At 61.3% G+C, this 24,795-nt stretch carries 19 protein-coding genes and 1 tRNA gene; 4 read left to right on the forward strand and 16 right to left on the reverse strand.

The annotated features are described in order from the left end of the window. Positions 1–3: 3 nt before the first annotated feature. From tuf to ACE04A_RS26410, 5 genes are all read right to left on the reverse strand, one after another. Positions 4–1,194 carry an elongation factor Tu gene (tuf, locus tag ACE04A_RS26390; RefSeq protein ID WP_006221899.1) on the reverse strand — a complete coding sequence of 397 codons (1,191 nt, stop codon included), beginning with the start codon at positions 1,192–1,194 and terminating at the stop codon, positions 4–6. A 75-nt stretch (positions 1,195–1,269) separates the two neighbouring features. Beyond that, positions 1,270–3,372, reverse strand: coding sequence for an elongation factor G (fusA, locus tag ACE04A_RS26395; RefSeq protein WP_259251240.1), 2,103 nt, complete (start codon positions 3,370–3,372; stop codon positions 1,270–1,272). An 18-nt stretch (positions 3,373–3,390) separates the two neighbouring features. Further along, positions 3,391–3,861 carry a 30S ribosomal protein S7 gene (gene rpsG, locus ACE04A_RS26400; RefSeq protein ID WP_006216561.1) on the reverse strand — a complete coding sequence of 157 codons (471 nt, stop codon included), beginning with the start codon at positions 3,859–3,861 and terminating at the stop codon, positions 3,391–3,393. A 166-nt stretch (positions 3,862–4,027) separates the two neighbouring features. After that, entirely contained in the window at positions 4,028–4,405 is a 378-nt protein-coding gene (gene rpsL / locus ACE04A_RS26405; RefSeq protein WP_005017264.1) for a 30S ribosomal protein S12, read from the reverse strand. 587 nt (positions 4,406–4,992) lie between these two features. After that, on the reverse strand, positions 4,993–5,694 hold the full coding sequence (locus tag ACE04A_RS26410) for a response regulator transcription factor (RefSeq protein WP_259251245.1): 702 nt from the start codon (positions 5,692–5,694) through the stop codon (positions 4,993–4,995). Between the two features lie 259 nt (positions 5,695–5,953). Between ACE04A_RS26410 and ACE04A_RS26415 the strand changes: the two genes are divergently transcribed. From ACE04A_RS26415 to ACE04A_RS26425, 3 genes are read left to right on the forward strand one after another with little or no spacing between them, the layout of a single operon-like run. Beyond that, the gene (locus ACE04A_RS26415; RefSeq protein WP_279993460.1) at positions 5,954–6,670 is read left to right on the forward strand and encodes a response regulator transcription factor; all 717 of its coding nucleotides are present in this window, start codon (positions 5,954–5,956) and stop codon (positions 6,668–6,670) included. 34 nt (positions 6,671–6,704) lie between these two features. Further along, complete coding sequence (locus ACE04A_RS26420) at positions 6,705–7,814, forward strand: FecR domain-containing protein (RefSeq protein ID WP_448715663.1); 1,110 nt, start codon at positions 6,705–6,707, stop codon at positions 7,812–7,814. A 10-nt stretch (positions 7,815–7,824) separates the two neighbouring features. Beyond that, positions 7,825–10,149 (forward strand): CHASE2 domain-containing protein, encoded by a 2,325-nt coding sequence (locus ACE04A_RS26425; protein ID WP_485820683.1) that lies wholly within the window; start codon positions 7,825–7,827, stop codon positions 10,147–10,149. A gap of 18 nt (positions 10,150–10,167) precedes the next feature. Here the strand turns inward: ACE04A_RS26425 and ACE04A_RS26430 are convergent, their stop codons facing one another. Continuing rightward, a complete protein-coding gene (locus ACE04A_RS26430; RefSeq protein ID WP_448715665.1) occupies positions 10,168–11,475 on the reverse strand; it encodes a serine/threonine-protein kinase in 1,308 nt (435 codons plus the stop codon). A gap of 152 nt (positions 11,476–11,627) precedes the next feature. On the opposite strand from ACE04A_RS26430, the gene ACE04A_RS26435 reads away from it, so the two are divergent. Beyond that, a complete protein-coding gene (locus ACE04A_RS26435; RefSeq protein ID WP_259251250.1) occupies positions 11,628–12,020 on the forward strand; it encodes a TssQ family T6SS-associated lipoprotein in 393 nt (130 codons plus the stop codon). Between the two features lie 145 nt (positions 12,021–12,165). On the opposite strand, the gene rpoC is transcribed toward ACE04A_RS26435, so the two are convergent. The 10 genes from rpoC to ACE04A_RS26485 form a co-directional block, all read right to left on the reverse strand. Beyond that, complete coding sequence (gene rpoC, locus ACE04A_RS26440) at positions 12,166–16,410, reverse strand: DNA-directed RNA polymerase subunit beta' (protein ID WP_485820684.1); 4,245 nt, start codon at positions 16,408–16,410, stop codon at positions 12,166–12,168. Then, complete coding sequence (gene rpoB / locus ACE04A_RS26445) at positions 16,410–20,522, reverse strand: DNA-directed RNA polymerase subunit beta (protein ID WP_050450098.1); 4,113 nt, start codon at positions 20,520–20,522, stop codon at positions 16,410–16,412. Before rpoB ends, rpoC begins: the two co-directional genes overlap by 1 nt. 161 nt (positions 20,523–20,683) lie before the next feature. Then, on the reverse strand, positions 20,684–21,064 hold the full coding sequence (rplL, locus tag ACE04A_RS26450) for a 50S ribosomal protein L7/L12 (RefSeq protein ID WP_006216571.1): 381 nt from the start codon (positions 21,062–21,064) through the stop codon (positions 20,684–20,686). A gap of 81 nt (positions 21,065–21,145) precedes the next feature. Beyond that, positions 21,146–21,670 carry a 50S ribosomal protein L10 gene (gene rplJ / locus ACE04A_RS26455; RefSeq protein WP_006216572.1) on the reverse strand — a complete coding sequence of 175 codons (525 nt, stop codon included), beginning with the start codon at positions 21,668–21,670 and terminating at the stop codon, positions 21,146–21,148. Between the two features lie 256 nt (positions 21,671–21,926). Next, a complete protein-coding gene (gene rplA, locus ACE04A_RS26460; protein WP_006392088.1) occupies positions 21,927–22,628 on the reverse strand; it encodes a 50S ribosomal protein L1 in 702 nt (233 codons plus the stop codon). A gap of 2 nt (positions 22,629–22,630) precedes the next feature. After that, complete coding sequence (gene rplK, locus ACE04A_RS26465) at positions 22,631–23,062, reverse strand: 50S ribosomal protein L11 (protein WP_046806050.1); 432 nt, start codon at positions 23,060–23,062, stop codon at positions 22,631–22,633. A gap of 63 nt (positions 23,063–23,125) precedes the next feature. Then, positions 23,126–23,659, reverse strand: a complete 534-nt coding sequence (gene nusG / locus ACE04A_RS26470) for a transcription termination/antitermination protein NusG (RefSeq protein ID WP_006216576.1) — start codon at positions 23,657–23,659, stop codon at positions 23,126–23,128. 9 nt (positions 23,660–23,668) lie between these two features. Then, on the reverse strand, positions 23,669–24,049 hold the full coding sequence (secE, locus tag ACE04A_RS26475; protein ID WP_054428143.1) for a preprotein translocase subunit SecE: 381 nt from the start codon (positions 24,047–24,049) through the stop codon (positions 23,669–23,671). Between the two features lie 64 nt (positions 24,050–24,113). Next, positions 24,114–24,189: transfer RNA gene (locus tag ACE04A_RS26480), tRNA-Trp, on the reverse strand. Positions 24,190–24,353: 164 nt separating this feature from the next. Beyond that, a partial coding sequence (locus ACE04A_RS26485; protein WP_485820685.1) for an EF-Tu C-terminal domain-related protein occupies positions 24,354–24,795 on the reverse strand: 442 nt, incomplete at its 5' end.

A 24,795-nucleotide genomic window follows, 5' to 3' on the forward strand; every position in this document is an offset into this window, starting at 1 on the left:
GAATTACTTCAGGATCTTGGCGACGACGCCGGCGCCGACGGTACGACCGCCTTCACGGATGGCGAAACGCAGGCCTTCTTCCATGGCGATCGGAGCCAACAGCTTGACCGTCATGGCCACGTTGTCGCCCGGCAAAACCATTTCCTTGTCGGCCGGCAGCTCGATCGTGCCCGTCACGTCCGTCGTGCGGAAGTAGAACTGGGGACGATAGCCTTGGAAGAACGGAGTGTGACGGCCGCCTTCTTCCTTGGACAGGATGTACACCTCGGACGTGAAGTCCGTGTGCGGCGTGATCGAGCCCGGCTTGGCCAACACTTGGCCACGCTGGACGTCTTCACGCTTGGTGCCGCGCAGCAGAATGCCCACGTTGTCGCCGGCTTGACCTTGGTCGAGCAGCTTGCGGAACATTTCAACGCCCGTGCAAGTCGTCTTGACCGTCGGCACCAGGCCCACGATTTCGATTTCTTCGCCGACCTTCACGATGCCGCGTTCGATACGGCCGGTAACCACCGTGCCACGACCCGAGATCGAGAACACGTCTTCAACCGGCATCAGGAACGTGCCGTCCACGGCGCGCTCGGGCGTCGGGATGTACGAATCCAGTGCAGCGGCCAAAGCCATGATGGCTTGCTCGCCCAGTTCGCCCTTGTCGCCTTCCAGCGCCAGCTTGGCCGAACCCTTGACGATCGGGGTGTCATCACCCGGGAAGTCGTACTTCGACAGAAGTTCGCGAACTTCCATTTCCACCAGCTCGAGCAGCTCGGCGTCGTCAACCATGTCAGCCTTGTTCAGGAAGACGATGATGTACGGCACGCCAACTTGGCGGCTCAGCAGGATGTGTTCACGCGTTTGCGGCATCGGGCCGTCAGCGGCCGACACAACCAGGATCGCGCCGTCCATTTGCGCGGCGCCCGTGATCATGTTCTTCACATAGTCAGCGTGACCCGGGCAGTCAACGTGAGCGTAGTGACGCGCTTCCGTTTCGTACTCGACGTGGGCGGTGTTGATCGTGATGCCGCGAGCCTTTTCTTCAGGAGTCGCATCGATCTGGTCGTAGCCCTTGGCTTCGCCACCGAACTTGTTCGACAGAACGGTCGTGATAGCTGCCGTCAACGTCGTTTTGCCGTGGTCAACGTGACCAATCGTACCCACGTTCACGTGCGGCTTGGTACGTTCAAACTTGCCTTTTGCCATGATCTCTATCCTTTAACTTTCAAGGAAACTTGAATCTGCCAGGCCACCCGGATGGGCGGACCTGGCTAGGGTTATTTACTTGGCCCGAGCGGCGATGACTTCGTCAGCGACGTTCTTGGGAGCCTCGGAGTAATGCTTGAATTCCATCGTGTACGTGGCACGACCTTGCGTCAACGAACGCAGGTTCGTGGCGTAACCGAACATCTCGGCCAGGGGCACTTCAGCCTTGATGGTCTTGCCGCCACCGACCATGTCATCCATGCCTTGGACCATGCCGCGACGCGAGGACAGATCGCCCATCACGGTACCAGCGTAGTCTTCCGGCGTTTCGACTTCAACGGCCATCATCGGTTCCAGCAGCACGGGGCTAGCCTTGCGCAGACCTTCCTTGAATGCCATGGAGCCGGCCATCTTGAACGCGTTTTCGTTCGAGTCCACATCGTGGTACGAACCGAAGAACAGCGTGCACTTGACGTCGACGATCGGGTAGCCAGCCAACACGCCCGAAGGCAGCGTTTCCTGAATGCCCTTGTCCACCGCGGGGATGTATTCGCGAGGAACCACACCGCCCTTGATGGCGTCCACGAATTCGTAGCCACCGCCAGGAGGCAACGGCTCGACCTTCAGCACCACGTGACCGTACTGGCCACGGCCGCCCGACTGCTTGACGAACTTACCTTCAACTTCGTCGCAGGTCTTGCGGATGGTTTCACGGTAGGCCACTTGCGGCTTGCCGACGTTGGCTTCAACGCCGAACTCACGCTTCATGCGGTCGACCAGAATTTCCAGGTGAAGCTCGCCCATACCGGAAATGATGGTTTGGCCGGATTCTTCGTCGCTGCGCACGCGGAACGACGGATCTTCCTGAGCCAGACGCGACAGCGCCAGACCCATCTTTTCCTGGTCAGCCTTCGACTTCGGTTCCACGGCCTGCGAAATCACGGGCTCGGGGAAAATCATGCGTTCGAGCAGGATGTGGGAGTCGGTGTCGCACAGCGTTTCGCCGGTGGTCACGTCTTTCAGACCCACCACGGCGGCGATGTCGCCTGCCAACACTTCCTTGATTTCTTCGCGGTTGTTCGCGTGCATCTGCAGAATGCGACCGATACGTTCCTTCTTGCCCTTGATGGGGTTGTAGACCGTATCGCCCGACTTCAGGACGCCCGAGTAAACGCGCACGAAGGTCAATTGACCCACGAACGGATCGCTCATCAGCTTGAATGCCAGCGCCGAGAACTTCTCGCCGTCGTCAGCTTCGCGCGTGATGGGATTGCCATCGTCGTCCTGGCCGTCAACCGCGGGAATATCCACGGGCGAAGGCAGGTAGTCGATGACCGCGTCCAGCATGCGCTGCACGCCCTTGTTCTTGAAGGCGGTGCCGCACAGCATCGGCTGGATTTCGCCAGCGATGGTGCGTTGGCGGATGGCCAGGTTGATTTCGGCTTCGTCCAAGGAACCCGTTTCCAGGTACTTGTTCATCAGCTCTTCCGACGACTCAGCGGCGGCTTCAACCAGCTTTTCACGCCATTCGTTGGCCAGGCCTTCCAGCTCGGCGGGAATATCGTGGTAGTCGAACTTGATGCCTTGGCTGGCTTCGTCCCAAATGATCGCCTTCATCTTGACCAGGTCGACCACGCCTTGGAACGTGTCTTCGGCGCCGATCGGGATCACGATCGGCACGGGATTGGCGCGCAGGCGGTTCTTCAGCTGGTCATAGACCTTGAAGAAGTTGGCGCCGGTGCGGTCCATCTTGTTGACGAAGGCCAGACGCGGCACGCCGTACTTGTTGGCTTGGCGCCACACGGTTTCGGACTGGGGCTGAACGCCACCCACCGCGCAATAGACCATGCAAGCACCGTCCAGGACGCGCATGGAACGTTCCACCTCAATGGTGAAGTCCACGTGACCCGGGGTGTCGATGATGTTGATGCGGTGTTCGGGATAGTTCTTCGCCATGCCACGCCAAAACGCCGTCGTAGCTGCCGACGTAATGGTGATGCCACGCTCTTGTTCTTGTTCCATCCAGTCCATGGTGGCAGCGCCATCATGCACTTCGCCAATCTTGTGATTGACGCCGGTGTAGAACAGGATACGTTCGGTCGTGGTGGTTTTCCCTGCATCGATGTGCGCAGAGATACCAATGTTGCGATAGCGCTCGATCGGGGTTTTGCGGGCCATGGTGGATTAGTCCTTAAATTACCAGCGGAAATGGCTGAAGGCCTTGTTGGCCTCTGCCATCTTGTGCGTGTCTTCGCGCTTCTTCATCGCGGCGCCACGACCTTCGGAGGCGTCGATCAGTTCGCCAGCAAGACGCAGATCCATCGACTTCTCGCCACGCTTCTTGGCGGCTTCACGGAGCCAACGCATAGCCAGGGCCAGGCGGCGCACGGGGCGCACTTCAACCGGCACTTGGTAGTTGGCACCGCCAACGCGGCGGCTCTTCACTTCGACGATCGGCTTGATGTTGTTGATCGCCAGGCTGAAAACTTCGATCGGCTCTTTGCCGGTCTTGGTTTGCACTTGCTCGAGGGCACCGTAAACGATGCGCTCGGCGACGGCCTTCTTGCCGTCCAGCATGACGACGTTCATGAACTTGGCGAGCTCGACGCTACCGAACTTGGGATCGGGCAGAATCTCGCGCTTGGGTACTTCGCGACGACGGGGCATTGTTGCTTCCTTGTGTCTGTTCAGTTGAACCGTGTTTCATTACACGGCCATGGCCGCCCATTGGGACGACCCCTTACGTGCCGCGCTCCATCCCAAAAGCCGGAGGGCGCGGTCGCACTTCCCTAGTGACGGGCTTCCGCCACACGGGGGTACTGCTGACTCGTTATTAAGCCTTCTTCGGGCGCTTGGCGCCGTACTTCGAGCGGGCTTGCTTACGATCCTTGACGCCTTGCAGGTCGAGGGAACCGCGCACGATGTGATAACGCACACCGGGCAAGTCCTTCACACGACCGCCACGCACCAGAACCACCGAGTGCTCTTGCAGGTTGTGGCCTTCACCGCCGATGTACGAAATGACTTCGTAACCGTTGGTCAGACGCACTTTGGCAACCTTGCGCAGAGCAGAGTTCGGCTTCTTGGGGGTGGTGGTGTACACGCGAGTGCACACGCCGCGACGTTGCGGGCAGTTTTCGAGCGCGGGGCTCTTGCTTTTGATGATGCTGACTTCGCGCGGCTTGCGCACGAGTTGGCTAATGGTAGGCATGACCTTTGAAATCCCTTTTACGTACCACTGGTAAGTACTTACGTACTCGTCTCCAGAAGAGTGTCTTTCGGAGAAGGCAGTTCGCGCAAAACCGCCTCAAACGTTCATGTACGTAAAAGAGCGGGCTTGCCAACAAACTATGACAAACGCACAAAACTGATAGCGGCCGGGCAGCCAAGAGGTAGTTGCAACTGATGGACCCGAAACTGATGGCCCCGAAACAAAAGGCTCGTGACGCACCTTGGTTTCAGACCGGGTTTCAGACCGGGTTTCAGACCCTGACTAAGCTCTTGAACTGTTTGCCTTTAGCGTACAGATTTTGCGCGCGAAATAAAGCAGTAAGCCCTTTAGCATAACTGAGATCAAGGCGTACTGTCAAAGTTTTTTGTAAGTCGAGCGACGCGGCGCGCAAATTGCGAAAAGCCGGCGAAAAGGCAGCGACTTGGACGGTGCTTGTGAAAAATGGGGCCGCGTTGCCGGAGAGATTCGACATACCGACAGGCCGGGAAACCCTGCCTGCGAAGAGGCAAGCTGCGGGTAAACCATGGGGTTTCAGCGCATTCGGCAGTGTAGCGCCAGGTGGCGGCTTAGCGGTCGGCGAACAAGTAACCGCTGCCGTACACCGTGCGGATCGGCAACATCACCCCCGCCAGTTCGGCCTTGCGGCGCAGGCGGCTGACGATGACGTCGATGCTGCGCGACCCACTGGCGCGCGCCCCGCCTCCTTCGACCCGCAGTTCATCGCCCAATTCAGAGCGTCCGACCGCCCTGCCCGCCACCTCAAGCAGCGCCCGGACGATCAGGCGCTCATTGGCCGACAGCGAGATCGTCGCCCCCGATGGGGCAACCAGTGTCCAGCCCTGATCGCGCAGTTCCCATTGACCGGTCACCGCGTCATCAGCCGCCGGGGTCTCTTGACTGGGCGGCAAGCGCCGCGCCAGCGCCAGCAGGATGCATGCGAGTTCGCGCGGATCCTGGGGATCGGGCAAGCAGGCGTCGGCGCCGCTTTGCAAGCAACGCAGCCGGCTATCCACGGAAATGCCCCTGCCTGTCACCACGATTCCCATGGGCGAAGACCCGTGCAACCGGGCGACGAGCGCATAGCCGATTTCCCCCAACGTACCAACGTCTAGGACAACGGCATCGTAGACACCGCTATTGAGCAATCCGAACAGCTCGAGTGAGGTCGAACAGCCACGAGCGGAGATTCCAGCTTGCAGCAAGGCCGACACGGCGGCGTTTCGCGCGACCTCGTCCGGCGACATCATAAGTATGCGTAATTGATTCATAGCAATTTCAACCCCCTGACCGACACCGCCCACGCGACCGCATGTGACGCTGCACGTAGGACGGTTGCGACAGTGTGGCGCGTTGTTACGCAACAACTCCAGTCAAGATTCGTTAACTTTGCAATGTTTGACAGTTCTTGCCACAACGTAGCCAGACGCCTCGCCGCGCGAGTTATCATTCGTTTACACAAATTCGCCCACCTTTGCAGTAGGTCGCCGACGGCGAACTTGCGCAGCAAACCTCCGCGAGACTTTTCTGATGAAGATTGCGTCGCTGGAAGACGACCTTGACCAAGCCCGGCGCATCCACCAAGTGTTGACTGCCGCGGGATACACCTGCTCCAGCTATCACCAGAGCCGGGACCTGTTGGCTGCGTTGCGCTCGGAGACTTTCGATCTGGTGCTGCTGGATTGGCATCTGCCAGATATTGATGGCGACGATGTGGTGCGCTGGTTGCGCGTCAATATCGGCCCCCGCATCCCCGTCATTTTCCTGACCAATCGGTCTTCTGAAGACGACCTGGTGGAAGGGCTGCGCGCCGGCGCCGACGATTACATCGTCAAACCGCTGCGCCCCCTGGAATTGCTGGCCCGCGTAGCCGCGCTGTTGCGACGCAGCCAGATCGCCGAACCTGCCGATGACACTTTCGACGTGGCGCACTACCGCATCGAGCCTGGAGCGCGCACGATCTCGCTAAACGGCACCGCCGTGTCGTTGGCGCCCAAGGAATTCGATCTTGCGCTGCTGTTCTTTCGCAATCTGGGCCGGCTCATGTCGCGCGACGTGATTGCCGAATGCGTGTGGAACCGCGAGATTCCCGCCACGTCACGCACCCTGGATACGCACCTGTCCAACATCCGCCAGAAACTCCAGCTACGCCCCGAACACGGCGTGCGCCTGAGTTCGTCCTATGCGCTTGGCTATCGGCTGGAACTGAACAGCGCCGTGGAAGACAACCCGGCCAGCCCGTCGTAGACACGACGCGCGCACTCCTGGAGAACTGATTCTTATGAGCCGCTGCCGCGCGCTTTCTTTGCTTGCCTTGCTTTCCTGCCTGTCCGTGTCCACGGCTGTGCGCAGCCAGCCCGCAGGAGCATTGGGCGACGACTTCATCTATCGCGTGCGTCAGGGAGACACCCTGATCAACCTGGCCACGCAGTACACGCGCAATCAGGCGAACTGGACGCAGCTGCAAACCTTGAACAAGGTCGTCACGCCGGAATTGCTGCCCATCGGACTCGAATTGCGGATTCCGCTATCGATGATTCCCGAACGTCCCGCCCAAGCGCGCGTGGTGCACGTCAGCGGGCAAGCCGACCTGAACGGCAAGACCCTGCAAGCGGGCGCCAGTGTGGCGGAAGGCAGCACGGTGGTGACTTCACCGAATGGCTTCGTGACTCTGGAATTGGCCGACGGATCCAAGCTTACGCTGCCCGCCGGCGGCTCGGTCGAATTGACCCGGCTGCGCCAGTTCGAAGGCACCGCGCTGACCGACTCCGTCATCCATGTGCAGCGCGGCAGCGTCGAATCCACCGTCGCGCCCGCTGGCCAAGGCGTCGGCCGCTTCGAAGTCCGGACCCCTGTCGCGGTAACGGGCGTGCGGGGCACGCGATTCCGCGTGCAAAGCGGCGCAGGCGGTGTGCACAGTGAAGTGCTGGAAGGCAGCGTGCGGCTGCAGGCGCATGCGCCGGGAACCGCGCCCGCCAAGCCCGTCTCGGTGGCGCGCGGTTATGGCGCGGCCGTGCGCAATGACGGCAGCGTGTCCGGTGTGCGCGAACTGCTGGCCGCGCCGCAACTGAGCGCCCCCGAACGCACAGGCGGCGGCGCCTGGACCAGCGCCTTCGCGCCCGTGGCCGGTGCGCAAAGCTACCTGGTGCGCGTGTCACGCGATCCCGAAGGCGCGCTGCCGGTATCGTCGGCCAGCTTCGCCACGAACAGCATTAGCTTCAACGCGCCGGGTTCCGGCACGTTCTACGTTTCGGTGCGCGCGGTCGACGATCTGGGCCTGAGCGGACAAGACGCGGTCGCCACGTTTGAAGGCGCGAACCAGTTGATGACCTCGTTCGGCCTGGGGGTCAGCAGCGGCACAGGCGGACTCATCACGCTGACTGAATACTAGGCACTGCCCGATGGCCGACACCCCCGACGCCCTCGACCGGACCTCGCGCTCAGGGCTGTGGCTGACGGTGATATTGGCGGCGCTGGCGGCCTTGCTGGGCTTGTTGAATGGCCTGGGCCGGGTCGATCAGATTCTGTACGACCGCGCCATCACCATGAGCGGCCGCGCGGCTGACCCGGATATTCTGATCGTCGCCATTGATGACGCCAGCATCGAAACGCTGGGGCGATGGCCCTGGCGGCGGGCGATCCATGCCGCGTTGCTGGACCGTCTTCAAGGCGCCCGGGCGGTTGGGCTGGATTTGATCTTCGCGGAAAGCGACACGGTCAATCCCAACGACGACTTGCTGCTTGCCCAGAGCATCCAGCGCAATGGCCGGACGGTGCTGCCGGTTGTCCTGGACCGCTTGAACAATCCTTCCGCGATGTCTGCGCCGATCCCCGCGCTGGCGAACGCCGCGGCTTCAACTGGCATCATCAACGCGCGCATTGATCCCGACGGCATGGTGCGTGAAGCCACGTTGACGACCCGATTCGCGGGCAAGCGCCACAACCACCTGGCTCTCTCCATGCTGGAGGTGGGCGGCCAAGGCAAAGAGGTGGAACGGTTTCTACAACGAGCAGGGCCCAGCGGCGACATCCTGATCCCGTACACAGGCCCCGCTGGCCACATGCGCACCGTTTCCTACCTGTCTGTCTTGCGAGGCGACCTGAGCCCGGAGGCCTTGCGCGGCAAGTACGTGCTGGTAGGCGCCTGGGCGACCGGCCTGGGCGACGCTTACCCCACGCCGGTCGCGCACGATTTGAGCGGCATGTCGGGCGTGGAGATCATCGCCAACCTGATGCAGGCCGCCCGCGACGGCGTGTCCTACCATCGCCCGCCCGCTGCCTGGAACGCGTTGTTTTCCGCGCTTCCCGTACTGCTGGCCTGCCTGGCGCTGTGGCGGCTATCGCCCAAGCGGGCATTACTGGTCAGTGTTGCGCTCGTTGCCGGCATCCTTTTGACAGCGTGGTTGCTGCTGGCCTACGCCAGCCTGTGGTTCGCGCCGACCGCGGCCCTTGTGGGCGTGGCGCTTTGCTATCCGCTATGGAGTTGGCGTAGCCAGGAGGCGGCGCTGCGTTACATGGACCATGAACTACGCCGGCTGCAACGCGAATATCCCCCCGTCTTGAATGAAGCGCGCGCCCCGTCGACCGGCCCGAATGCATCGCTGGAAAGCCGAGTTGGCGAATTGCAGCGCGCGCTGGAGCGCGTGCGTAACCTGCGGCGCTTCCTGGCCGATGGACTGGACGGCATGCCCGACGCGACGCTCGTCTTCGACCAGGAAGGCCACATGCAGTTTCGCAACCAGGCCGCGGTCATGTACTTCCAACGGCTGGGCATGCGCCCGCCCCGCGTGGGCCACCCCGCCACGCACCTGCTTGAGAAAACGATTTCCGACGACACGACGCGGCAGCGCGTGGCCGACGCCCTGCGCGGCAAGCTTCCCACCAACGACACATCGCGATGGACGGCCGATCTGGAAGTGCGCGATTACGCCGGGCGCGACCTGATCTTGAAGTGCGCGCCGATCCACACCGCCGAAGGCAATTTCGCGGGCACCGTCGCCACGTTGACGGATATTTCGCGCATTCGCCAAGCCGAACGCCAGCGTGAAGAGACGCTGCGCTTTATCTCGCACGACATGCGCGCCCCCCAAAGCTCCATCCTGGCGCTGGTCGAGATGAAGCAGGAATCGGGCGCCCCGGATGGGCAGGGTGAAACGCTTGCCCGCATCGCCACCCTTGCGAACCGCACCCTGCATCTGGTTGACGACTTCGTACACCTGACGCGCGCGGAATCAATGACGATCGGTGCCGTCGAACTCGATCTGGGTAGCCTGCTGCAAGACGGCGTGGACGAGTTCTGGGCATCCGCGCACAAGCGCGGCATCACGCTGCGCCTGCGCACGCCGCTGCCGATTGCTTACACACTGGGTGATCAGACGCTGCTGATGCGCGCCCTATGCAATCTGATCGACAACGCCATCAAGTACAGCCCACCCCAGACATGCGTCGAATGCGCAATAGAACAGTCTCAGGATTTCTGGCGAGTAACCGTCCAGGACCAGGGACAAGGCATCGCCGAATCCGATCTGGCACGGCTGTTCGAGCCCTTTTCGCGTGTGGGCGTCGAGACCCGGAATGACGTGGGCGGCGCCGGGCTGGGCCTGGCGTTCGTGCGCACCGTGGCTGAACGCCATGGCGGCACGGTGGAAGTCCGTAGCGCAATCGGCGTGGGGTCTGTGTTCACCTTGTGCTTGCCTGTCGCGCCGGAAGCCGAGGACGGGAAGTAGCCCCGCCAGTCCGGCGCATCACTGGAAGGTGTGGGAAATTACCGCCGGCTTGCCGGCCTTGATTTCAAGCGTTCCCCGGTACGGCGGCAGGTCCGCATTGCGCAGCACCACCTGGTACTTGCCGGGTATCAAGCGTATTTCCTTGACTGGCGGGCTGATGCCGCGCGCCACACCGTTGACCCAGACTTCACCCCACGGCCGGATATCCAGGCGCACCCGGACAGGCACACCCATAGGCTTGGGTTTGTTGGCTACACCGTCGGCAGCCGTGGCCGCATCAGCAGGTGCCGGGGCTTGGGCGCCCGGCGTGGCCGCGGCCAACGGGGGCTCGGATGGCTCGGACGCCATTGCCGGCGCATTCTGCGCCCCGGATGGTGTGGCCGTCGCCGGCTCGACGGGCGTAGCGGGCGTAGCGGGGGTGGCCGGCACTTGTTGCGGCGCGGCGGGCGCGGCGGGCGCGGCGGGAGGCGTGGCCACGACCGCGGGCGGCACGGCAGCTGGAGGCATCGGGTGCACGGCCGGCGGGTTGGGCATGACCACTTCGGAACGGGTGATCAGCGCATTGGGCGCGCCCTTGCCCCAGTGAAACCAGCCATACACGCCGATGCCGATCAAGGCCAGGAGCGCCAGCATTCCCAGTAACGGACGACGACTACGGCTTGGCTTGCGCACCGCCGCCGCCGCGGGCGGCGGCGTGTTGCTGGCACCGGCGACGAGGTCTGCCTCGTCCGGAGATGGCTCGATATACGCGGCTACCCCCAACAGGGCAGCCAGCTCGGCCAAGGTCTGCGGCCGGTCAGCCGGCAACATTGCCAGGCCGCTATCAATGACGGACAGAAATTCCGGGTTGTATTTGGACAGGCCCAGCGACGTCAACGGTTCGTAGGCATCCTCTGCGCGCCGCTCTGGAGCGGGCGGCGGCCGATGCCCGGTCACCAAGGCATGCATCACCGCGCACAACGCGTAGATGTCGCTCCACGGGCCTCTGGGCCATTCCATGGAATCGGTATACAGCTCAAACGGCGCAAAACCGGGCGTCGGACTGCGGCTCGCACGACGCGAGCGCGCAACAACCAGTTCGGGCAGCAAATGGGCGCGCGCGTTCTCGTCCATCCCCACGGTGTCCAGCGAGATATCGCCACAAATCTCACCCTGCGCGTGCAGGGCGATCAGCGAGGGCAACAGGTCGGAGACAAGCCGCTTGATGCGAGATTCCGGCACGCCTCCCGCCATGCTGGCGGCGATCGCGCTCAATGGACGCAAGGCAAGCGGCGCGGCGCCTGAAAACGGCCCACGCGGCGTCAAGAGGCCGGTGGAGGAAGACATGATGGAAATTGCGCTCATGCGCGGAGTGATGCGAAGATGGAATAGTGTGAATATTATCCAATCCGCAACACCAGGACATTGCCGAAGATGTCCGAGCGCATCAGGCTGTGGCACGATTACGCTTCGCCCAATCCTCCTCCCCCTTATAAGCTATGAAAATTCGCCTTCTGAGCAGCCTGCTCGGCGCGACAGTATTGCTGGCGGGCTGCGCCGGAATCTCGTCGCAACCCGAAAGCCCGCCCAGCGCCGAGGCACTGGCTCAATTGCAACAAGTCCGCGACACCTACGGAGCGGGCCGGTACGGGGAGGTCATCCGCACCGTCGCCACCTCTGATACCTTGGCCTCATCGACGAAGGCGGTACGCATCGAGGCCTATAAGCTGCAGGCGTTCAGTTACTGCGTGAGCCGCTACGCTCAGTTGTGCGAAGACAGCTTTGCCCGCATCCTGGCGCTGGATCCTGCATTTGAACTAGCGCCGAATGAAGCCGGGCATCCTTCCTGGGGACCCGTCTTCCAGCGAGCCCGCAACCAAGCGGTGAAGTAAACCTACGCACAAACCGTAAACAAAAAAGCGCAAACAAAAGACGTAAAAAAAAGCGTAAAAAAAAGGCCGCTGATTCGCATCAGCGGCCTTTTTGCTTCCAGCCCCAGCGCCCAGCCTGCGCGCGGGGACTTGTCCGGGTTTCCGCTTATTCGGCGGAGTTCTCGGTGCCGGCGTCGGCGGCCGGGGCTTCTGCGTCCGCGCCCACCGTAACCGGCGAGTCTTCGAACGGGTTGGCCTGCTGGCGAGCGGCTTCGCGTTCCGCTGCCTCCAGCTCTTCCTTGTCGCGGCGTGCGTGGTGGTAAGCCAGGCCGGTACCCGCCGGGATGAGGCGGCCGACGATGACGTTTTCCTTCAAGCCACGCAGGTCGTCGCGCTTGCCCATGATGGCGGCTTCGGTCAGGACACGCGTGGTTTCCTGGAACGAAGCGGCCGAGATGAACGAGTCGGTCGACAGCGAGGCCTTCGTGATACCCAGCAGCACGTTGTCGTAGGTTGCCGGGATACGCTCTTCGGCAGCCATGCGATCGTTGGCGTTCAGCAGTTCGGAGCGCTCAACTTGCTCGCCCGGGATGAACTCGGTATCGCCAGCATCAACGATGTTCACACGACGCAGCATCTGACGAACAATCACTTCGATGTGCTTGTCGTTGATCTTCACGCCCTGCAGACGGTAAACGTCTTGCACTTCGTCGACGATGTACGTCGCCAGCTTCTCGATGCCTTGCAGGCGCAGGATGTCGTGGGGATCGGCCGGGCCGTCCACGATCATTTCGCCCTTGTTCACCACTTGGCCGTCGTGCACCAGAACCTGCTTTTCCTTCGGAATCAGGAACTCGTGGCTCACGCCTTCCAGGTCGGTGATGACCAGACGCTGCTTGCCCTTCGTGTCCTTACCGAACGACACCGTACCGGTAACGTCGGCGAGCATGCCGGCGTCCGTCGGCGAACGGGCGTCGAACAGTTCGGCCACACGCGGCAGACCGCCGGTAATGTCGCGGGTCTTTTGCGATTCTTGCGGAATACGCGCCAGAACTTCACCCACGGCAACCTGCTGGCCGTCACGCACGGTAATCAGCGCGCCCACCGGGAACGAGATGTTCACCGAGTGATCGGTGCCGGCGATCTTGACGTCTTCGCCAGCTTCGTTGACCAGCTTGATCTGCGGACGCATGACGATCTTGCCGCCACGGGTCTTCGGCGTGATGACGACGAGCGTCGACAGGCCGGTGACTTCGTCCACCTGCTTGGCAACGGTCACGCCTTCTTCGATGTTCTCGAAGCGGACGGCGCCACCGTATTCCGACACGATCGGACGGGTCAGCGGATCCCACGTCGCCAGACGCGCGCCAGCCTTCACGGCTTCGCCATCGCCCACCAGCACGGTCGCGCCGTACGGGATCTTGTGGCGTTCGCGTTCGCGGCCGTTGTCGTCGAAAATCGCCAGTTCGCCCGAGCGCGAAATCGCCACACGTTCGCCCTTGGCGTTCGTGACATAGCGCATCGTGCTGGCAAAACCGACCTGACCGCTGGACTTCGTTTCGACCGCGCTGGCCAGAGCCGAACGCGACGCCGCGCCACCGATGTGGAACGTACGCATCGTGAGCTGCGTGCCCGGTTCACCGATGGACTGAGCAGCGATAACGCCGACAGCTTCGCCCTGGTTGACCGGCGAACCACGACCCAGATCGCGGCCGTAGCAGTGTGCGCACAGACCGTGGCGCGTTTCGCACGTCAGCGGGGTGCGGACCTTGACTTCGTCCACGCCGATGCGGTCGATGGTGTCGACCAGATCTTCGTCCAGCAGGGTACCGGCAACGATGGCCGTTTCCTGCGTGTCCGGGTTGATGATGTCCACGGCGGCAACACGACCCAGGATGCGGTCGCGCAGCGGTTCGATGACTTCACCACCTTCCACCAGGGCCTTCATGTTGTAGCCCAGCGACGTACCGCAATCGTCCTCGGTGATCACCAAGTCTTGCGTCACGTCGACCAGACGACGAGTCAGGTAACCCGAGTTTGCCGTCTTCAGTGCCGTATCAGCCAGACCCTTACGCGCGCCGTGAGTCGAGATGAAGTACTGAAGCACGTTCAGACCTTCACGGAAGTTCGCGGTAATGGGCGTTTCGATAATCGAGCCGTCCGGCTTGGCCATCAGGCCGCGCATACCGGCCAACTGACGGATCTGGGCGGCCGAACCGCGAGCGCCCGAGTCAGCCATCATGTAGATCGAGTTGAACGATTCCTGGCGCACTTCTTCGCCGTGACGGTTCACAACCGGCTCGGTGGCCAGTTGTTCCATCATCGCCTTGCCGACCTTGTCGCCAGCCTTGCCCCAGATGTCCACAACGTTGTTGTAGCGCTCTTGGGACGTGACCAGACCCGACGAGTACTGCTTGTCGATTTCCTTCACTTCGCGGCTGGCTTCAGCCAGGATGCCTTCCTTGGCGGTCGGGATCAGCATGTCGCCCATGGCGATCGAGATACCGCCGCGCGTGGCCAGCTTGAAGCCGGACTGCATCAGCTTGTCGGCGAAGATCACCGTGTCGCGCAGGCCGCAACGGCGGAACGACTGGTTGATCAGGCGCGAGATTTCCTTCTTCTTCAGTGCCTTGTTCAGCACCGTGAAGGGCAGGCCCTTCGGCAGAATTTCGGACAGCAGCGCGCGGCCGACCGTCGTCTCGTGACGGCGGATAACCGGTTGCCATTCGCCAGCCTCGTCGCGCTCGTGCTCTTTCAGACGCACGGTCACGCGGGATTGCAGCTCGACTTCGCCGTTGTCGTACGCACGTTGCACTTCAGCGACGTCGGTGAAGAAGATGCCTTCGCCGCGGCCGTTGATGCGCTCGCGCGTCGTGTAGTACAGACCCAACACGATGTCTTGGGACGGCACGATCGACGGTTCGCCGTTGGCCGGGAACAGCACGTTGTTCGACGCCAGCATCAGCGTGCGCGCTTCCAGCTGGGCTTCCAGCGACAGCGGCACGTGAACAGCCATCTGGTCACCGTCGAAGTCGGCGTTGAACGCCGCGCAAACCAGCGGGTGCAGCTGGATGGCCTTGCCTTCGATCAGGACCGGTTCAAACGCCTGGATGCCCAAACGGTGCAGCGTGGGCGCACGGTTCAGCATGACCGGGTGCTCGCGGATGACTTCTTCCAGGATGTCCCAAACCACGGGTTCCTGGCTTTCCACCAGCTTCTTGGCAGCCTTGATGGTCGTGGCCAGGCCCATCATCTCCAGACGATTGAAGATGAACGGCTTGAACAGTTCCAGGGCCATCAGCTTGGGCAGACCGCACTGGTGCAGTTTCAGCTGCGGACCCACCACAATGACCGAACGGCCCGAGTAGTCGACGCGCTTGCCCAGCAAGTTCTGACGGAAACGACCGCTCTTGCCCTTGATCATGTCGGCCAGCGACTTCAACTGGCGCTTGTTGGCGCCCGTCATGGCCTTGCCACGGCGGCCGTTGTCCAGCAGCGAGTCAACAGCTTCCTGCAGCATCCGCTTTTCGTTGCGCAGGATGATTTCCGGCGCCTTGAGCTCCAGAAGGCGCTTCAAGCGGTTGTTGCGGTTGATGACGCGGCGGTACAGGTCGTTCAGGTCGGAGGTCGCGAAGCGGCCGCCGTCCAGCGGCACCAGCGGACGCAGGTCCGGCGGCAGCACGGGCAGCACTTCCATGACCATCCACTCGGCCTTGATGCCCGACTTCTGGAAGCCTTCCAGCACCTTCAGGCGCTTGGAAATCTTCTTGATCTTGGCTTCCGAGCTGGTGGCCTTCAATTCGCCGCGCAGCGTTTCCACTTCGCGGTCGATGTCGATGGTACGCAGCAGTTCGCGCACGGCTTCCGCGCCCATCAGGGCACGGAAATCGTCGCCGTACTCTTCGGTCTTGGCGAGGAAATCGTCGTCCGACATGATCTGGCCGCGCTTGAGCGGCGTCATGCCAGGTTCGATCACGCACCAGGCTTCGAAGTACAGAACGCGTTCGATGTCGCGCAGGGTCATGTCGAGCACCATGCCCAGACGCGACGGCAGGCTCTTCAGGAACCAGATGTGCGCAACGGGGCTGGCCAGCTCGATGTGGCCCATGCGTTCACGGCGAACCTTGGCAACGGTAACTTCAACGCCGCACTTTTCGCAGATCACGCCACGATGCTTCAGGCGCTTGTACTTGCCGCACAAGCACTCGTAGTCTTTGATCGGGCCAAAGATCTTGGAGCAGAACAAACCGTCACGTTCAGGCTTGAACGTGCGGTAGTTGATGGTCTCGGGCTTGCGAACTTCGCCGTAAGACCACGAACGGATCTTCTCGGGCGAGGCGATGCCGATCTTGATGGCATCGAATTGCTCGTCTTGCGAGACTTGCTTAAATAGGTCGAGTAGCGCTTTCATTAGTTACGCTCCAAATCCATGTCCAGGGCCAACGAGCGGATTTCCTTCACCAGCACGTTGAACGATTCCGGCATGCCGGCGTCGATGACGTGGTCGCCCTTGACGATGTTTTCGTATACCTTCGTACGGCCAGTGATGTCGTCCGACTTCACCGTCAGCATTTCTTGCAGGGTGTACGCGGCGCCGTATGCTTCCAGCGCCCACACTTCCATTTCCCCGAAACGCTGACCACCGAACTGCGCCTTACCACCCAGCGGCTGCTGCGTGACCAGCGAGTACGGACCCGTCGAACGCGCGTGCATCTTGTCGTCGACCAAGTGGTGCAGCTTCAGGTAGTGCATGTAGCCGACAGTCACGGGGCGCTCGAATTTCTCGCCCGTGCGGCCGTCAAACAGCCATGCCTGCGTACGCGAAGGCGTCAGTGCCATGCGCTCGGCGACGTCGTCCGGATAGGCCAGCTCCAGCATCGTGGTGATTTCCTCTTCGGTCGCGCCGTCGAAGACGGGCGTCGCGAACGGCACGCCGTTCTTGAGGTTCTGGGCCATTTCCATGACTTCTTCGTCGGTCAGCTCGTCGATGCGGGCGCCGGAACCGGTCGTGTTGTAGACCTTGTCCAGGTAAGCACGGACGTTCTTGACCTGCGCGGTGCGCTCGTCGCGCAGCAGATCGGCAATGCGGTGGCCCACGCCCTTGGCAGCCCAGCCCAAGTGCACTTCCAGCACCTGACCGACGTTCATCCGCGAGGGCACGCCCAGCGGGTTCAGAACGATGTCGGCCGGCGTGCCGTCAGCCATGTGCGGCATGTCTTCCACCGGGGTGATACGCGAAACCACACCCTTGTTACCGTGACGGCCTGCCATCTTGTCGCCAGGTTGCAGACGACGCTTCACGGCCAGGTAGACCTTGATCATCTTCAGCACGCCCGGGGGCAGCTCGTCGCCCTGCGTCAGCTTCTTGCGCTTCTCTTCGAAGGCCAGATCAAACTGGTGACGCTTCTGCTCCAGCGATTCCTTGGCTTGCTCCAGCACGACAGCGTGCGGCTCATCGGCCAGACGGATGTCGAACCACTGCCAGCGGTCCAGATCAGCCAGGTAAGCCTTGGTGATCGTGGCGCCCTTGGCCAGCTTGCGCGGGCCGCCGTTGACGGTCTTGTTGACCAGCATCTTTTCGATACGGTCGAACTGGTCGTTTTCAACGATGCGCAGCTGGTCGTTCAGGTCTTGGCGATAGCGGCGCAGTTCATCGTCAATGATGGACTGGGCGCGCTTGTCGCGCACGATGCCTTCACGCGTGAACACTTGCACGTCGATCACGGTGCCGGTCATGCCCGAAGGCACGCGCAGCGAGGTGTCCTTAACGTCGGACGCCTTTTCACCGAAGATGGCGCGCAGCAGCTTTTCTTCCGGCGTCAGCTGGGTTTCGCCCTTCGGCGTGACCTTGCCGACCAGCACGTCGTCGGCGCTGACTTCGGCGCCAATGTACGTGATGCCCGAATCGTCCAGACGGTTCAGTTGCGTCTCAGCCAGGTTGCTGATGTCGCGCGTGATTTCTTCCGGACCCAGCTTCGTGTCGCGGGCGACAACCGTCAGTTCCTCGATGTGCACCGAGGTGTAGCGGTCATCGGCAACAACCTTCTCGGAGATCAAGATCGAGTCTTCGAAGTTGTAGCCGTTCCACGGCATGAACGCGATCAGCATGTTCTGACCCAGGGCGAGTTCGCCCAGGTCGGTCGATGCGCCGTCAGCCAGCACGTCGCCCTTGGCGACCTTGTCGCCACGCTTGACGATAGGACGCTGGTTGATGTTCGTGTTCTGGTTGGAACGGGTGTACTTGATCAGGTTGTAGATATCGACACCGACTTCGCCGGCGACGTTTTCTTCGTCGTTCACGCGAATCACGACGCGCTCGGCATCAACGTGGTCGACCAGGCCGCCACGCAGTGCTTGCACGGTCGTGCCCGAGTCAACGGCCACGGTGCGTTCGATACCCGTACCCACGACCGGCTTTTCCGGACGCAGGCAAGGCACGGCCTGGCGTTGCATGTTGGCGCCCATCAGTGCGCGGTTCGCGTCGTCGTGCTCAAGGAACGGAATCAGCGAAGCAGCCACCGACACGATCTGCGACGGGGCAACGTCCATGTAATGCACGTTGGCCGGCGACGTCAGCATCGTTTCGCCTGCTTCACGGCAAGCGACCAGGTCGTCAACGAAGGCGCCCTGCTCGTCCAGCGCGGCGTTAGCCTGTGCAATGACGTAGTGGCTTTCTTCGATGGCCGACAGGTAATCGATCTGCTCGCTGACGCGGCCGTCGATAATCTTGCGGTAAGGCGTTTCCAGGAAGCCGTACTCGTTCAAGCGAGCGTACAGCGCCATGGAGTTGATCAGACCGATGTTCGGGCCTTCCGGCGTTTCGATCGGGCAGACACGGCCGTAGTGGGTCGGGTGCACGTCGCGGACTTCAAAGCCGGCGCGCTCGCGGGTCAGACCGCCCGGGCCCAGTGCGGAAACGCGACGCTTGTGCGTGATTTCCGACAACGGGTTGGTTTGGTCCATGAACTGCGACAACTGGCTCGAACCGAAGAACTCCTTGATGGCAGCCGAGATCGGCTTGGAGTTGATCAGGTCGTGCGGCATCAGGTTTTCGGTCTCGGCTTGGCCCAGACGTTCCTTGACCGCGCGCTCGACACGCACGAGGCCGGCGCGGAACTGGTTTTCGGCCAGTTCGCCAACGCAACGCACGCGACGGTTGCCCAAGTGATCGATGTCATCGATCTGGCCACGGCCGTTACGCAGCTCAACCAGCACCTTGATGGTTTCAAGGATGTCTTCGTTGGTCAGCGTCATCGGGCCGGTGATGTCTTCACCACGGCCCAGACGGCTGTTGACCTTCATGCGGCCCACGCGCGACAGATCGTACGTCTCTTCGCTGTAGAACAGACGTTGGAACAGCGCTTCCACCGCTTCTTCGGTGGGCGGCTCGCCAGGACGCATCATGCGGTAGATGGCAACGCGCGCGGCCATCTGGTCGGCGGTTTCATCGGTGCGCAGGGTTTGCGAGATGTACGGACCACGGTCCAGATCGTTCGTGTAGAGCGTCTGGATGTCGTAGACGTTCGAGGCGCGCAGGGCGCCCAGCACGCTTTCCGTGATCTCGTCGTTGGCGTTGGCGATGACTTCGCCGGTATCTTCGTCAACGATGTTCTTGGCCAGCACGCGGCCGTACAGGAAATCTTCCGGCACGGAGATGCGCTGGATGCCACCGGCAGCCAGGTCGCGCAAATGCTTGGCATTGATGCGCTTGTCTTTTTCGACGATGACCTTGCCATCGCGATCCGAGATGTCGAAGCGGGCCATTTCGCCCTTCCAACGCTCGGGCACGAATTCCATCATCGCGCCTTCGCTCTTCAATTCGAAGTTATCGAAGTCGAAGAAGTTGGCCAGGATGGATTCCGGCGTCATGCCGATGGCCTTGCACAGGATCGTGACAGGCATCTTGCGACGACGGTCGACGCGGAAGAACAGGACGTCCTTCGGGTCGAATTCGAAGTCCAGCCACGAGCCGCGGTAAGGAATCACGCGGGCCGAGAACAGGAGCTTGCCGGAGCTGTGCGTTTTGCCGCGGTCGTGTTCGAAGAACACGCCAGGCGAACGGTGCAGCTGCGACACGATGACACGCTCGGTGCCATTGATGACAAAGGAACCCGTGCCTGTCATGAGCGGAATTTCGCCCATGTAGACTTCCTGTTCCTTCACTTCCTTCACGGTCGGCTTGCTGACTTCGCGGTCAAGCAGCACCAGGCGGACCTTGGCTCGCAGGGGCGAGGCATAGGTCAGACCACGTTGCTGACATTCCTTGACATCGAACACCGGTTCGCCGAGCACGTAGCTCACGAACTCCAAGCGCGCCATACCGTTGTGACTAACGATCGGGAAAATCGACGAGAACGCCGCCTGCAAACCGTCGGCTACGCGATCGGACGGGGCGGTATCCGCCTGCAGGAAAGTTAGGTAGGATTGAAGCTGTGTCGCCAAAAGGAAAGGAACGTTTTGAACGTCTTCACGCTTGGCGAAGCTTTTGCGGATGCGCTTTTTTTCGGTGTACGAGTAAGGCATGAGCACTCCGACTCGAGGTTGCATGGGCCGTCAACCACGGCCCTAGGTGATACGACTCCAGGAAACCCCCCTGAAAGGGCATACCCCCAGTAGGGGTTTCCTGGAAACGCAAAAGCCCGGGGACTGCAAACTGTGCTGTCCCCGGGCAGTTGACGCAGGTCTTACTTGACTTCGACCTTGGCGCCAGCTTCTTCCAGCTTCTTCTTGGCGGCTTCGGCGTCAGCCTTGGCCACAGCTTCCTTGACGGGCTTCGGAGCGCCGTCAACCAGGTCCTTGGCTTCCTTCAGACCCAGACCGGTCAGCTCGCGCACGGCCTTGATGACGCTGACCTTGTTCGCGCCGGCTTCCAGCAGGACGACGTTGAACTCGGTTTGCTCTTCAGCAGCGGCGGCAGCGCCACCAGCGGCGGGAGCAGCAACAGCGACAGCGGCGGCAGCAGCCGACACGCCGAACTTCTCTTCCATTTCCTTGATCAGCTCGGACAGCTCGAGCACGGTCATGCCAGCGATGGCGTCAAGGATTTCAGCTTTGTTAAGTGCCATTTTTAAGAACTCCAAATATTTTGGTAATGCCAGGGTTTGGGTGTCGCTTCGTCGTTCAGCGAATTCCGGACAGCAGGGCGATTAGGCCGCTGCCTTTTGGTCGCGCACAGCCGCGAGGCCACGGGCGAACTTGGTCGGAACTTCGTTGAGCGTACGCACGAATTGCGCGATCGGGGCTTGCATGGTGCCAAGCAGTTTCGACAGCAACTCTTCGCGGGACGGCATGGTGGCCAAGGCCTTCACACCATCTTGAGTCAGCAGGCTGTTGGGCAATGCGCCCGCCTTGATGACCAGCTTGTCGTTGCTTTTCGCGAAACCAGCGATAACCTTGGCCGCCGAAACCGGATCAGTGCTGATGCCATAGATCAGCGGACCGGTCAGTTGCTCAGCCAACGGCTCGAAAGCCGTGCCGGCAACAGCACGACGGGCCAGCGAGTTCTTCAGAACTCGCAGATACACGCCCGATTCACGCGCAGTTTTGCGCAGTACGGTGACAGAGGCGACGTCCAGACCACGGTACTCAGCGATAACAATCGATTGTGCCTTGGCGACTTCTGCCGAGACTTCCTCGATTACCACCGCTTTCTCTTGACGATTGAGACTCACGGTTTGAACACTCCATCAAAAGACGCCTGGGGCCTGAGCCTTGCGCGTCAACCGAATGCGGCGCCTGGTCGAGTTCTTCGTGTAAAGAAATCTTCCTGGGGACGCCGTCTACGCTGGATCCGAACTAGATGAGCTTCGGGATTAAGCGGGGTACCGGAGGTGTCAGACACCGATCCACTACCCTGCTCCAGCGGTCTTTGACAGCAACATCCGGAGGAATCCGGATGCAGCCCAAAGTACGTTTACTGCTGTTGGCTTAGTTGGAAGCCGACAGCGAGGCAATTTCAACGCGAGCACCGCCGCCCATCGTGGACGAAACGGCCAGCTTGCGCAGGTAAATGCCCTTGGCAGCTGCGGGACGGGCCTTTTGCAGGGCGTCGACCAGAGCAGCCAGGTTGGTTTGCAGCTGTTCCACGCCGAACGACGCACGGCCGATCGTTGCGTGGATGATGCCAGCCTTGTCGGTACGGTACTGAACCTGACCGGCCTTGGCGTTCTTGACAGCGGTCGCGACGTCAGGCGTCACGGTGCCGACCTTCGGGTTCGGCATCAGGCCACGGGGACCCAGGATCTGGCCCAGGGCACCCACGACACGCATCGTGTCGGGCGAAGCGATGACCACGTCAAAGTCCATTTGACCGGCCTTGATCTGGTCAGCCAGGTCGTCCAGGCCAACGATGTCGGCGCCGGCGGCCTTGGCGGCTTCAGCCTTGTCGCCTTGGGCGAACACGGCAACGCGAACCGACTTGCCGGTGCCGGCGGGCAGAACGACCGAACCGCGAACCAGTTGGTCCGACTTCTTCGGGTCGATGCCGAGCTGCACGGCCACGTCAATGGATTCATTGAACTTGGCGACGGCGGTTTCCTTGACCAGGGTCAGGGCTTCAGCGACCGGGTACAGCTTGGTGCGGTCGATCTTTTGCGCAATAGCGGCTGCGCGCTTGGACAGTTTTGCCATGATTAGATCCCCTCAACCGTGATGCCCATGCTGCGGGCGCTGCCAGCGATCGTGCGCACAGCGGCGTCCAGATCAGCGGCGGTCAGATCGGGGCCCTTGGCCTTGGCGATTTCTTCAGCTTGCGCGCGGGTCAGCGTGCCGACCTTGTCGGTATGCGGCTTGGGCGAACCCTTTTGCACGCCAGCAGCTTTCTTGATGAGGACCGTCGCGGGCGGGGTCTTCATGATGAAGGTGAAGCTCTTGTCCGCGAAGGCGGTGATCACCACCGGAATCGGCAGACCAGGCTCCATGCCTTGGGTCTTGGCGTTGAACGCCTTGCAGAATTCCATGATGTTCAGGCCGCGTTGACCCAGTGCCGGGCCAATCGGGGGGGAGGGGTTAGCTTTACCAGCCGGTACTTGCAGCTTGATAAAGCCGACGATCTTTTTCGCCATGCTTTGCTCCTTGCGGGTTATATCGCCCCGGCGTTCTCAGCCTGGGCTCCCCGGGGGTTGAAATCAGGTCTTTTCGACCTGGCTGAAATCGAGTTCGACGGGTGTGGCACGACCAAAAATGGTGACCGACACGCGCACCTTGCTCTTTTCGTAATTGACTTCTTCGACGTTGCCGTTGAAGTCTGCAAACGGACCTTCCTTGACCCGAACCATCTCGCCCACTTCGAAAAGAATCTTGGGGCGGGGTTTCTCGACACCCTCTTCCATTTGGGAGAGGATCTTCTCGACTTCCTTCTCGGAAATCGGGGTCGGACGGTTGCCCGAGCCACCCAAAAAGCCGGTGACGCGGTTCGTGTTCTTGACCAAATGCCACGTTTCGTCGGTCAGGTCCATTTCAACCAGGACATAACCAGGGAAAATGCGGCGTTCGGTGATCGATTTCTGACCACCCTTGACCTCGACGACTTCCTCGGAGGGCACAAGAATGCGGCCAAAAGACGTCTGCAAGGCCGCGCGCTCAATGCGCTCTACCAGGGCCTTGTGGACACTCTTTTCCATGCCGGAGTACACATGGACGACATACCAACGCTTACTCATTCGCCGTCCTTATTTCCAGCCCAACAACAGGCCGTAAAGAATCCATTCGATGCCCTTGTCGAGCACCCACATGAAAATGCCCATGACAGCCACGAACGCAAAAACGATACCCGTCATCTGGGTCGTTTCCTTGCGGGTGGGCCATGCGACGCGCTTGACTTCGTTGTAGGACTCGCTGGCAAAGCTCAAGGTGCGGCGGCCGGGTTCGCTGAACCAGGCGATTACGGCTGCAATCACAAGGCCGCCGACGAACACGCCGATACGAGCAGGCATCGGCTGTGCGCTGAGCACGGAAAACCCGACGATGCCAGCAATAACGACGAGAACCGCCAGCCCGAGCTTGAGCCGGTCGGCGGTACTGGTTACGGTTTCTACGCTGGTATTAGACATATTGCGACGCGAGCCGCCGTGAATGCGTAACTCGCGATGATCTCCCGCGGGTTTATCCTGGCGGTGGCAGGGGCAGTAGGAATCGAACCTACAACCTTCGGTTTTGGAGACCGACGCTCTGCCAATTGAGCTATGCCCCTAAAACACTACTGGCTTGCACTACATTCACTGACTTTCCCGGCCTTCGCATGACCAGCCTCTTGGGCTATTCACTGCTTAAGGTTACGGAGCCAAACATCATAACACTTTTACGGCAAAAATGGGTAGAGGGACTTTTCGTCCTCTCTACCCACTTGGGTATTGCTTACTTCAGGATCTTGGCGACGACGCCGGCGCCGACGGTACGACCGCCTTCACGGATAGCGAAACGCAGGCCTTCTTCCATGGCGATCGGAGCCAACAGCTTGACCGTCATGGCCACGTTGTCGCCCGGCAGAACCATTTCCTTGTCGGCCGGCAGCTCGATCGTGCCCGTCACGTCCGTCGTGCGGAAGTAGAACTGGGGACGATAGCCTTGGAAGAACGGAGTGTGACGGCCGCCTTCTTCCTTGGACAGGATGTACACCTCGGACGTGAAGTCCGTGTGCGGCGTGATCGAGCCCGGCTTGGCCAACACTTGGCCACGCTGGACGTCTTCACGCTTGGTGCCGCGCAGCAGAATGCCCACGTTGTCGCCGGCTTGACCTTGGTCGAGCAGCTTGCGGAACATTTCAACGCCCGTGCAAGTCGTCTTGACCGTCGGCACC

Source organism: Achromobacter colocynthidis, assembly GCF_057334535.1.

Coding starts and splice junctions, on each gene's coding strand:
- ACE04A_RS26430 (WP_448715665.1), bottom strand. CDS start 11,475: ATGTCTTCCTCCACCGGCCTCTTGACGCCGCGTGGGCCGTTTTCAGGC.
- rplL (WP_006216571.1), bottom strand. CDS start 21,064: ATGGCACTTAACAAAGCTGAAATCCTTGACGCCATCGCTGGCATGACC.
- rpsG (WP_006216561.1), bottom strand. CDS start 3,861: ATGCCCCGTCGTCGCGAAGTACCCAAGCGCGAGATTCTGCCCGATCCC.
- rpsL (WP_005017264.1), bottom strand. CDS start 4,405: ATGCCTACCATTAGCCAACTCGTGCGCAAGCCGCGCGAAGTCAGCATC.
- ACE04A_RS26425 (WP_485820683.1), top strand. CDS start 7,825: ATGGCCGACACCCCCGACGCCCTCGACCGGACCTCGCGCTCAGGGCTG.
- nusG (WP_006216576.1), bottom strand. CDS start 23,659: ATGAGTAAGCGTTGGTATGTCGTCCATGTGTACTCCGGCATGGAAAAG.
- tuf (WP_006221899.1), bottom strand. CDS start 1,194: ATGGCAAAAGGCAAGTTTGAACGTACCAAGCCGCACGTGAACGTGGGT.
- rpoB (WP_050450098.1), bottom strand. CDS start 20,522: ATGCCTTACTCGTACACCGAAAAAAAGCGCATCCGCAAAAGCTTCGCC.
- ACE04A_RS26415 (WP_279993460.1), top strand. CDS start 5,954: ATGAAGATTGCGTCGCTGGAAGACGACCTTGACCAAGCCCGGCGCATC.
- secE (WP_054428143.1), bottom strand. CDS start 24,049: ATGTCTAATACCAGCGTAGAAACCGTAACCAGTACCGCCGACCGGCTC.
- rpoC (WP_485820684.1), bottom strand. CDS start 16,410: ATGAAAGCGCTACTCGACCTATTTAAGCAAGTCTCGCAAGACGAGCAA.
- rplK (WP_046806050.1), bottom strand. CDS start 23,062: ATGGCGAAAAAGATCGTCGGCTTTATCAAGCTGCAAGTACCGGCTGGT.
- ACE04A_RS26410 (WP_259251245.1), bottom strand. CDS start 5,694: ATGAATCAATTACGCATACTTATGATGTCGCCGGACGAGGTCGCGCGA.
- rplA (WP_006392088.1), bottom strand. CDS start 22,628: ATGGCAAAACTGTCCAAGCGCGCAGCCGCTATTGCGCAAAAGATCGAC.
- ACE04A_RS26420 (WP_448715663.1), top strand. CDS start 6,705: ATGAGCCGCTGCCGCGCGCTTTCTTTGCTTGCCTTGCTTTCCTGCCTG.
- ACE04A_RS26435 (WP_259251250.1), top strand. CDS start 11,628: ATGAAAATTCGCCTTCTGAGCAGCCTGCTCGGCGCGACAGTATTGCTG.
- fusA (WP_259251240.1), bottom strand. CDS start 3,372: ATGGCCCGCAAAACCCCGATCGAGCGCTATCGCAACATTGGTATCTCT.